The sequence below is a fragment of the uncultured Phenylobacterium sp. genome, from assembly GCF_902826855.1.
In the GTDB taxonomy this organism is placed as follows: domain Bacteria; phylum Pseudomonadota; class Alphaproteobacteria; order Caulobacterales; family Caulobacteraceae; genus Phenylobacterium.
The window spans coordinates 1-6,533 of the sequence record NZ_CADEGK010000231.1; the positions used below are offsets into that span (position 1 = coordinate 1).

Annotated in this window: 7 protein-coding genes and 1 pseudogene; 3 read left to right on the forward strand and 5 right to left on the reverse strand. The window is 69.1% G+C overall.

Features of this window, described 5'->3' with window-relative positions:
- The 3 genes from QZV94_RS21730 to QZV94_RS21740 all read left to right on the forward strand — a co-directional run.
- Nucleotides 1–421: transaldolase family protein (locus QZV94_RS21730; RefSeq protein WP_293681855.1), on the forward strand; the 421-nt coding region annotated here is incomplete at its 5' end.
- Nucleotides 422–453: 32 nt separating this feature from the next.
- A complete protein-coding gene (locus QZV94_RS21735) occupies nucleotides 454–1,137 on the forward strand; it encodes a DUF484 family protein (RefSeq protein ID WP_293681857.1) in 684 nt (227 codons plus the stop codon).
- Nucleotides 1,122–2,048 carry a tyrosine recombinase XerC gene (locus QZV94_RS21740; RefSeq protein WP_293681859.1) on the forward strand — a complete coding sequence of 309 codons (927 nt, stop codon included), beginning with the start codon at nucleotides 1,122–1,124 and terminating at the stop codon, nucleotides 2,046–2,048. Before QZV94_RS21735 ends, QZV94_RS21740 begins: the two co-directional genes overlap by 16 nt.
- A gap of 11 nt (nucleotides 2,049–2,059) precedes the next feature.
- Here QZV94_RS21740 and QZV94_RS21745 read toward each other — a convergent pair whose 3' ends face one another.
- The 5 genes and pseudogenes from QZV94_RS21745 to sucA all read right to left on the reverse strand — a co-directional run.
- On the reverse strand, nucleotides 2,060–2,335 hold the full coding sequence (locus QZV94_RS21745; protein WP_293681861.1) for a hypothetical protein: 276 nt from the start codon (nucleotides 2,333–2,335) through the stop codon (nucleotides 2,060–2,062).
- Nucleotides 2,336–2,399: 64 nt separating this feature from the next.
- On the reverse strand, nucleotides 2,400–2,897 hold the full coding sequence (locus QZV94_RS21750; RefSeq protein ID WP_293681863.1) for a GNAT family N-acetyltransferase: 498 nt from the start codon (nucleotides 2,895–2,897) through the stop codon (nucleotides 2,400–2,402).
- Nucleotides 2,879–4,285 (reverse strand): dihydrolipoyl dehydrogenase, encoded by a 1,407-nt coding sequence (lpdA, locus tag QZV94_RS21755; RefSeq protein ID WP_293681865.1) that lies wholly within the window; start codon nucleotides 4,283–4,285, stop codon nucleotides 2,879–2,881. Before lpdA ends, QZV94_RS21750 begins: the two co-directional genes overlap by 19 nt.
- 68 nt (nucleotides 4,286–4,353) lie before the next feature.
- Complete coding sequence (gene odhB, locus QZV94_RS21760; RefSeq protein WP_293681867.1) at nucleotides 4,354–5,586, reverse strand: 2-oxoglutarate dehydrogenase complex dihydrolipoyllysine-residue succinyltransferase; 1,233 nt, start codon at nucleotides 5,584–5,586, stop codon at nucleotides 4,354–4,356.
- Between the two features lie 165 nt (nucleotides 5,587–5,751).
- Nucleotides 5,752–6,533: pseudogene (gene sucA, locus QZV94_RS21765) on the reverse strand (2-oxoglutarate dehydrogenase E1 component); the annotation flags it as partial.

Here is a 6,533-nt window from a genome sequence, read left to right on the forward strand (position 1 = left end):
GAACATCGTGGTCAAGGTCCCGCTCACGCGCGCCGGCCTGATGGCGACGTCGGAGTTCGCCGCGGAGGGCATCCAGACCAACGTCACCCTTTGTTTCTCGGCCGCCCAGGCCCTGCTCGCGGCGAAGGCGGGCGCCAGCTACATCTCGCCCTTCATCGGCCGGCTGGACGACCACGGCGCGGTGGGAATGGAGCTGATCAGCGAAATCCGGGCGATCTACGACAACTACGACTTCGATACGGAAATCCTGGCCGCTTCGATCCGTTCGCCGCAGCACGTCAAGGAAGCCGCCCTGGCCGGGGCCGACTGCGCCACCATCCCGCCGGACGTGTTCGAAGCCCTCTTCAAGCATCCGTTAACCGAACGCGGGCTCCAACAGTTCATGGCGGACTGGGCCAAGACGGGCCAATCCATCTTGTAGGGCCCGTTGGGCCATCTTGTAGGAGTGGGCGCATGGACGGGTCGCAGGGTGAATTCGCTTTCGGAGACGCGCCCGTCGAGCCTGATGCGGTGCGCCGCTTCCTGTCGGACAACCCGCAGTTCCTGAAGGGTGACACGGGCCTTCTGGCCGAGCTGGGCCTCAGCGTGGCGAGCAGCAACGTGGTCGAATTTGCGCCTCTGGCCCGGGTGCACGCCGCCCACCAGCGCGAGGCCGAGCAGCGCGCGCTTCTGGAAGAGACTGCGCGCGCCAATTTCTCCGCCCAGGCCCAGACTCACGGCGCGGTCGTCGACCTGCTGGACGCGCGCAGCCACGCCGACCTCGCCCGCCGGGTCGATGAGCTGGCCAGAGCCCGCTTCGGCCTGGCCGCCGGGGTCATCGCCCTGGAGTCCGCGGACCTGCCGCCGGCTGGGTGGCGGCATCTGGTCGAGGGCCAGGTCGACCTGATCCTCGACGGGCCACAGCGGCTGGCCCGTATGGGCTTCGCACCCACGGCGCTGGGCCTGTTCGGCCCCGAAGCCGGTGAAATCGCCTCCATGGCCATGGTTCGCATGGCGATCTGGGAGCCGTCGCGACAGGGCCTGCTGGCCTTCGGCTCGTCCGACCCGGAGGGCTTCACACCGGAAATGGGCGCCGAACTGGTGGCCTTCTTCGCCCGGGTGGTCGAACGCACGGCGGAGCGATGGCCGCTCCTGTAACCGCCGGCGCCGCGAGAGCGCAGTGGCTTGAGCACCTGGCGCACGAACGCCGCGCATCGCCGCGCACGCTGGAGGCTTACGGTTTCGCCGCCGGCCGCTACATCGCCTTCCTGGAACAGCACCGCGGCGAGGCCATGACCGTGCCGGCGCTGGCCGAGGTCACCGCCGGTGAGGTCCGCGCCTGGCTGGCGCACCTTCGCTCGGGCGAGCGGCCCCTTTCGCCGCGCTCGCTCAGCCAGTCGCTCAGCGCGATCCGCACCTTCCATCGGTTCCTGGACCGCCGCCTCGACGCACCCAACGCCGCCATCGCCCTGGTCCGTGGGCCGCGCGTTAAGCCCGGGGCCCCGCGGCCGGTCACCGAGGACCAGGCGGCGGGTCTGCTGGCCGAGCCCGGCCTCGATCCCGACCGCGAGGACTGGGAGGCCGCCCGCGACGAAGCGGTGCTGACCCTGCTCTACGGCTGCGGCCTGCGGATCTCCGAGGCGCTGTCGCTGAAACGGTCCGACGCCCCGATTGGCGACGTCCTGCGGATCACCGGCAAGGGTGGCAAGACCCGGATGGTGCCGGCACTGCCCGCGGTGCGCGAGGCGGTCGACGCCTACTTGGCGCAAGTTCCCTTCGGGCTCGGCCCCGACCAGCCGCTCTTCCGGGCCAAGCGGGGCGGGCCTCTGTCGCCGCGGCACATGCAGGCCACCATGCAGCTGCTGCGCGGGCGCCTGGGGCTGCCGGCCAGCGCCACGCCGCATGCGCTGCGCCATTCCTTCGCCACGCACCTGCTGGGCGCTGGCGCCGATCTTCGGTCGATCCAGGAGCTACTGGGCCATGCGTCGCTATCGACGACGCAGCGCTACACGGAGGTGGATGCCGCCGCCTTGCTCAGCGCCTACTCGGCGGCGCACCCGCACGCCTGAGGGCGATCAGTTCAACGCCCCACCGAATAGGCGACGATGGCCGGCGCCGCACAGCCGTCGATCGTCCGCAGCACCGTCCGCTCGAGGTTGGGTTTCGGCAGGTCGGCCAGGCGTCGCGGTTGAACGCGGCCCTCGCGGATCGCCAGCGCCGGATCCCAGCCCGCGTAGTAGGCGCCGTGCGCCTTGCAAGCGGCGCTCGGCGGCGGCGACAGGACCGACGTCCTCGGCCGGCCTATGGCGGGCTCCGGCGTGGCGACGACGCTGATTGCGGCAAGCAGTGCAAGCATTGCAACCTCCGTGGCGTAGCGGGGACAAGGCTGCCATCGGTCGCCGCGCAGGTCGAATGAACTTTCAGCGCCGCACGAACCGCAACCAGGCCACCCCGCCGTCCTCCCCGGCCTCGATGCAGCGGAACCCTTCGCGGACGTAGAAGGCCTGGGCGCCCTTGTTCGCCGCCTGGCACTTGAGCGCCAGCACCCCGCCCGTCGCGGCGACCACATGGTCCAGGAGGAGCTTGCCGATCCCGCGGCCGCGCTCGGTGACGTACAGCGAGTGCAGGAACCGTTGCGGTCGGTAGAGGGCCGCCATGCCGACGATGCGCGCGGGGCCCTCTGCGCCGTCGACCGCGACGAAGACCTCCTCATCCCGCGCCGCCCGAAGGAAGTCCTCCTCGCGGTGCCGGTCCGGCGAGACCCAGGTGAAGGTGTCGGTCAGCACGCGCACATAGATCTGCGCGCAGGCCGCAAGCTCTTCCGGGCGCGCCCGGCGGACGGCGAGGCGGCTCCGAACGGACCGCTCGGGCCGGCTTGCGCCCTCCGGGCCCGCCTTCTCTAGGCCTGCATCGTCCACCCTTCGACTCCCATGGCGGCCTGGCGCAGCGCTTCCGAGCGGGTCGGATGCGGGTGGCAGGTGCGGGCGACATCCTCGGACGCGGCGCGGAACTCCATCGCCACGCAATACTCGCCGATCATCTCCGACACGTTCGGGCCAATCAGGTGCGCGCCCAGGACCTCGTCGGTCACGGCGTCCGCGAGGACCTTCGCGAAGCCCTCGGTCTCATGGTTGATCTTGGCGCGACTGTTGGCGCTGAACGGGAACTTGCCGACCTTGTAGGCCCGGCCGTCTGCCTTCAGCTCCTCCTCGGTCTTCCCGACCCAGGCAACCTCAGGGGAGGTGTAGATCACGCTGGGGATCAGGCCGTAGCTCACGTGGCCGGCCTTGCCCGCGAGGGTCTCGATGCAGGCCACCGCCTCCTCCTCCGCCTTGTGCGCCAGCATGGGACCGAGCGTGACGTCGCCGATCGCCCAGACGCCCTCGGCCGAGGTCTTCCAGTGATCGGTGGGGATGAAGCCGCGCTTGTCCCGCTCGATACCGACGTTCTCAAGGCCGAGGTTGTCGGTGAACGGGCGGCGGCCGATCGCCAGCAGCACATAGTCCGCGTCGAGGGTCTCGGCCGGGCCGCCGGCGACCGGTTCGTAGGTCAGGCTGACGCCGGTCTTGGTCGTCTTTGCCCCCGTCACCTTGGACGAGAGCTTGAACGCGATCCCCTGCTTGGTCAGTGACCGCTGGAAGGCCTTGGCCATCTCGGCGTCCATCCCCGGCGTGATGCGGTCGAGGAACTCCACCACCGTGACCTTGGCGCCCAGCCTGCGCCACACCGAACCCAGTTCCAGGCCGATGATGCCGGCTCCGATCACAACTAGGTGGCCAGGGACCTCCGACAGCGACAGCGCGCCGGTGGAATCGACGACCCGCTTCTGGTCGACCTCGACGCCCGCCAGCGGCGACGGCTCCGAGCCGGTGGCGATGACGATATCCTTGGCCGCCAGCGTCGTAACCGTGCCGTTCTCGGAGGTCACCTCGACCTGGCCCGGGCCGGAGATCTTTCCCGCGCCCTTGATCCAGTCGACCTTGTTTTTCTTGAATAGGAACTCGATGCCTTTGGTGAGCGCGCCGACGCTCTCGCCCTTCTGCTTCATCATCTGCGGCAGGTTGAGCTTGGGTGAGACGTCGATGCCCAGTTCCGCGAACTCGCTGCCTGCCGCCGCAAACAGCTCCGAGGCGTGCAGCAGCGCTTTGGACGGCATGCAACCGACGTTCAGGCAGGTCCCGCCCAGGGTGGCGCGCATCTCGACGACGGCGGCCTTCAGCCCGAGCTGCCCGGCGCGGATCCCGGCGTTGTAGCCGCCGGGCCCGCCGCCGATGATCACGACGTCGTAGGAGGGGGTGTCAGCCATGGTGCGCCTGAGCCTTCAGATGGGTGCGGAAACTAGGCCGGCAAAGGCCCAGGTCAACCAGCGTCGGCTCAGACGTCGAGCAACAACCGCTGCGGGTCCTCGATGGCGTCCTTCACGTGGACCAGGAACGTCACCGCGCCCTGGCCGTCGACGACGCGGTGGTCGTAGCTGAGCGCCAGGTACATCATCGGACGCACCACGATCTGGCCGCCGACCACCATCGGGCGCTCCTGGATCTTGTGCATCCCCAGGATGCCCGACTGCGGGGCGTTGAGGATCGGCGTCGACATCAGAGAGCCATAGACCCCGCCGTTCGAGATGGTGAAGGTGCCGCCCTGCAGGTCCTCCAGGGCGAGCTGGCCGTCGCGGGCCTTGCGGCCGAGCGCGCCGATCTCCTTCTCGATGCCGGCCAGGCTCATGGCGTCGGCGTCACGGACCACCGGGGTCACCAGGCCCCGCTCGGTGCCGACGGCGACGCTGATGTCGTAGTGATTCTTGTAGATGATGTCGGTCCCGTCGATCTCGGCGTTGACCTCGGGAACCTGCTGAAGTCCGTGGACCACGGCCTTCACGAAGAAGCTCATGAAGCCCAGCTTCACGCCGTGCTTCTTCTCGAACACGTCCTTGTACTGGTTGCGCAGCGCCATGACGCCGGTCATGTCCACCTCGTTGAAGGTGGTCAGCATGGCCGCGGCGTTCTGGGCCTCCTTCAGCCGGCGCGCGATGGTCTGGCGCAGGCGGGTCATCTTCACCCGCTCCTCGCGTGCGTGGATCTCGCGCGGCGCGCTGGGGGCCGGCGCGGGAGTCGGCGCCTTTGCGCGGGCCTCGAGCGCGGCCAGCGCGTCGCCCTTGGTGACCCGGCCGTCCTTGCCGGTCCCGGCGATCGCCGCCGGATCGAGCTTGTTTTCCGCAGCGATCCGCTGGGCCGAAGGGGCCAGCACGGGCTCGGCGGCGGGCCTGGCGGCAGGCTTTGCGGGCTCGGGCTCGGGCTTCGGGTCGGACGTTGCTTCGGCCTTCGGCGCTTCCGCGGCCTTCGCGCCATTGGCCTTCGGGGCGGCCGCAACCGCGCCTTCGGTGACCCGGCCCAGGATCGCCCCCGGCTCGACCGTGACGCCTTCCTCGGCGGAGATCTCCGACAGCACGCCGTCGGACGGTGAGGCGACCTCGAGGCTGACCTTGTCGGTCTCCAGCTCCACCAGGATCTCGTCCTTGCGCACCGTATCACCGGCCTTCTTGGACCACTTGGCTACGGTGGCTTCGGTGACGGATTCACCGAGCGCCGGGGTCATGATGTCGGCCATCGGGGGGAGGGCTCCTCAGCAACACAAACAGAGTTCGAACGCGGCGGTTCAACGAATACCAGACTCGCCATCCCGGCCGAAGCGAAGCGGAGCGCCGGGACCCCAGTGGGTCCGGGCTGCCACGCCTGGGTCCCGGACTGGCCTGCGGCCGTCCGGGAAGACATACTAGGCGAAGGCTTCCGTCAGGAAGTTCTCCAGCTCCTTCAGGTGACGGCTCATCAAGCCGGCGGCGGTCGAGGCCGAGGCGGGGCGGCCGACGTAGCGGGCGCGCTTGGCCTTGATGCTCATGCGCTCCAGAGTCAGCTCCAGCCACGGGTCGACGAACATCCAGCCGCCCATGTTCTTGGGTTCTTCCTGGCACCAGACCAGCTCGGCGTTCTTGAAACGCTTCAGCTCGTTGGACAGTGACTTCAGAGGCCAGGGATAGAATTGCTCCAGGCGCAGGATGTAGACGTCGTCGCGGCCGGACTTGGCCCGCTGTTCCACCAGGTCGAAGTAGACCTTGCCGGAGCAGACGATCACCCGGGCGATCTCGGCGTCGGGCTTTAGCTGAACGCCGCCGACCTCGCAGTCGGCCTCGGCGCCGTCGATCATCACGCGGTGGAAGCCCGTGCCTGCGTCCATGTCCGCAAAGGTCGAGACCGCCCGCTTGTGGCGCAGCAGCGACTTGGGCGTCATCACGATCAGCGGCTTGCGGAACTCGCGCAGCAGCTGGCGACGCAGCGCATGGAAGTAGTTCGCAGGCGTCGTGCAGTTGACCACCTGCATGTTGTCCTCGGCGCAGAGCTGCAGGAAACGCTCGAGACGGGCGGAGGAGTGCTCCGGCCCCTGGCCCTCGTAGCCGTGCGGCAGCAGCATCACCAGGCCGCTCATCCGCAGCCACTTGCGCTCCCCCGAGGAGATGAACTGGTCGATCACCACCTGGGCGCCGTTGGCGAAGTCGCCGA

Coding starts and splice junctions, on each gene's coding strand:
- QZV94_RS21740 (WP_293681859.1), top strand. CDS start 1,122: ATGGCCGCTCCTGTAACCGCCGGCGCCGCGAGAGCGCAGTGGCTTGAG.
- odhB (WP_293681867.1), bottom strand. CDS start 5,586: ATGGCCGACATCATGACCCCGGCGCTCGGTGAATCCGTCACCGAAGCC.
- QZV94_RS21745 (WP_293681861.1), bottom strand. CDS start 2,335: ATGCTTGCACTGCTTGCCGCAATCAGCGTCGTCGCCACGCCGGAGCCC.
- lpdA (WP_293681865.1), bottom strand. CDS start 4,285: ATGGCTGACACCCCCTCCTACGACGTCGTGATCATCGGCGGCGGGCCC.
- QZV94_RS21735 (WP_293681857.1), top strand. CDS start 454: ATGGACGGGTCGCAGGGTGAATTCGCTTTCGGAGACGCGCCCGTCGAG.